Source organism: Citricoccus sp., from assembly GCF_035445025.1.
In the GTDB taxonomy this organism is placed as follows: domain Bacteria; phylum Actinomycetota; class Actinomycetes; order Actinomycetales; family Micrococcaceae; genus Citricoccus.
The window spans coordinates 1-2,725 of sequence record NZ_DAOMPX010000026.1 but is presented as its reverse complement, the minus strand read 5'-3'; the positions used below and the strand labels follow the sequence as shown (position 1 = coordinate 2,725).

Here is a 2,725-nt window from a genome sequence, read left to right as displayed (position 1 = left end):
GCGGCCTCCAGGCCTTCCTGTGTCTGCTCCTTGGCGGCAGTCGGCATCTGGGGTACCGGCACGTTCTGGGCGGGCCCGTCGGAGGAGGCCGGGACGAACTCACCGTCCGCCGCGTCCTGGGACGCCGTCGAGGACCTCGAGGGCGCTGCTGAGTCCTTCGCGTCCTCGGATGCACTCGGTTCCGGTGAGGCCTCGCTCGACGCCGAGGCCGTGCTCGCCGGAGCGCCGGTGTCCGGATCGTCGGCCCCACCGCCGCAAGCGGTCAGCGCCAGGGCCAGTACCGCCACCGCAGCACCCGCCCGCGCGGTCCGGCGACTCATCAGCAACGTGCTCACAGGTTCAGTCATGGAGGAACCCCCCGTCAGGCCACGAGGCCAGCCACCGGAGCCGCGCTCGCACGCCCCGGCCTGCCATCCCCACAGCAGTTCAAAGAGCCTAGTCATCCCGTGTCCCAGGCCACACCCGACATTCAAACACAGCCGCCCCATCCGCTGTCCGCCCTGTCCACAGCCGGTATCCTGCCGCCATGCCTCCCAGCGCCGTGATCAGCATCGACCAGGGCACCACCTCCACCCGCGTCGTGGTGATGGACCAGTCCGGCTCCATCATCGCCAGCGCCCAGCGCGAGCACCGTCAGCACTTCCCGCGCCCGGGCTGGGTGGAGCACGACCCGGTGGAGATCTGGGAGAACACCCGGGAGCTGAGCGGCCTGGCACTGACCCGCGCCCGGATGCGCCCGGGGGACATCGCCGCCGTCGGGATCACGAACCAGCGCGAGACGACCGTCCTGTGGGACGCGGTCACCGGCCGGCCCGTCCACCGGGCCCTGGTCTGGCAGGACGTGCGCACCGACGCCCTCATGGCTCGGCTCCGCTCCGACGGACACGAGGACGCGGTCCGCGCCCGCACCGGACTGCCCCTGGCCTCCTACTTCGCCGCGGGCAAGATCGCCTGGATGCTGGAGAACGTCCCCAAGGCCGCCGACCTGGCCCGCAACGGCCGCCTGCGCGCCGGCACCATCGACAGCTGGCTGCTGTGGAACCTCACCGGCGGCACGGACGGTGGAGTCCACGCCACGGACGTCACCAACGCCTCGCGCACCCTGCTCATGGACCTGGACACCCTCGACTGGGACGAGGACCTCGCGTCGGTCTTCGGCATCGACCCGGACCTGGCCGCCTCGATGCTGCCCCGGATCCACCCGTCCGTGGGAGAGTTCGGCACCATCGTGGGGGCCGAACCACTGAACGGCGTCCCCGTCTGCGGCATCCTCGGCGACCAGCAGGCGGCGACCTTCGGCCAGGCGGCCTTCGACCGCGGGGACGTCAAGAATACCTACGGCACGGGATGCTTCATGCTGCAGAACACCGGCACGACGGCGGAACCCTCCTCCCACGGACTCGTCACCACGGTCGCCTACCAGGTGGAGGACGCGCCGGCCGCCTACGCGCTGGAGGGTTCCGTGGCCGTGGCCGGTTCACTCGTGCAGTGGCTGCGGGACAACCTCGGCCTCATCCGCACCTCGGCCGAGGTCGAGGCGCTCGCGGGCACCGTGGAGGACAACGGGGGCGTCTACTTCGTACCCGCGTTCTCCGGTCTCTACGCCCCGTACTGGCGCCCCGACGCCCGCGGGCTGATCGCCGGACTGACCGGCTATGCCACGGCGGGCCACCTGGCCCGAGCGGCCCTGGAGGCGACCGCCTACCAGTCGCGGGACGTGCTGGAGGCGGTGGTGGCGGACACCGGCCAGCGTCCTGAGGAACTGCGGGTGGACGGTGGCATGACCGTCAACGACGACCTGATGCAGTTCCAGGCCGACATCCTGGGCGTCCCGGTGGTGCGTCCGGAACAGGTGGAGACGACGGCGGTCGGGGCCGCCCATGCCGCGGGACTCGCCGCCGGCGTGTGGTCGGGCCTGGAGGAACTGGCCGGACTCTGGCGCGAGGGCGGCCGCTGGGAGCCGAGGATGGACGCCTCGCACCGCGAAGGACTCCTGTCCGGTTGGCAGAAGGCCATCAGCCGGTCGATGGGCTGGATGACGGAGCCGGCGTCGGAACGCGCCTGAGCGTAGGGCCGTGCCGGGTCCGGGGAACTGGCCCTGGTGTCCCGTGCTCGCGGCATTGAACGCCGCAGGGACCGCGCGCACACTGTGCCTGTCAACACCTTCCCTGGTCCCCGGGGCCAGGCGTGTTCTAGGCGGTAGAGATGGACCTCCAGGCCGTGCGGCGGATGGCGTGGCCGCTCTTCCTCGTCGGTGCCCTGCTGTTGCTGGGTGCCGGCAACGAACTGCTGTACGGGATCACCATCCCGGCGCTCGCCCTCATCCTGGTGCTGGTCGTCCCGGGGGACAGGCCCCGGCTGGCGATGCGCGTGGACTGGCCCGACCTCGCCGTGGTGGCAGCGCTGTACACCGGGGTCGTGGCGCTGTTCTGGCTGGCGTTCCGCGTGTTCACCCAGCAGAACACCCTGGGCCTGTTCCTGTGCTTCGCGGCCGGGATGCTGCTGGGCGTGGTGGGACCGGTCGTGTACACGACCTGGATCCGGCGCAGGGCGTTGGCCGAGCTCGGGTTCCGCCGGGACAACCTGCGTCAGGCGCTCATCCTGGGACTCGTCCTGGCGGCCGTGCAGTTCCTGCTCACGCTGTGGGGTTACGCCCTGCCACGTCCGGTGGACTGGGTCCCGTTGCTGTTCCTTGCCCTGACCGTCGGTCTCTTCGAAGTGGTCT

General features: G+C 71.1%; 3 protein-coding genes. 2 read left to right on the top strand and 1 reads right to left on the bottom strand.

What is annotated here, in order from left to right:
* On the bottom strand, positions 1–347 hold a 347-nt coding region (locus tag PLJ28_RS09650), incomplete at its 3' end, for a DUF6318 family protein (protein WP_324590074.1).
* A 179-nt stretch (positions 348–526) separates the two neighbouring features.
* Here PLJ28_RS09650 and glpK point away from each other — a divergent pair.
* Complete coding sequence (gene glpK / locus PLJ28_RS09645) at positions 527–2,065, top strand: glycerol kinase GlpK (RefSeq protein ID WP_324590073.1); 1,539 nt, start codon at positions 527–529, stop codon at positions 2,063–2,065.
* 140 nt (positions 2,066–2,205) lie between these two features.
* The coding region (locus PLJ28_RS09640) for a hypothetical protein (protein ID WP_324590072.1) at positions 2,206–2,725 on the top strand (520 nt) is incomplete at its 3' end.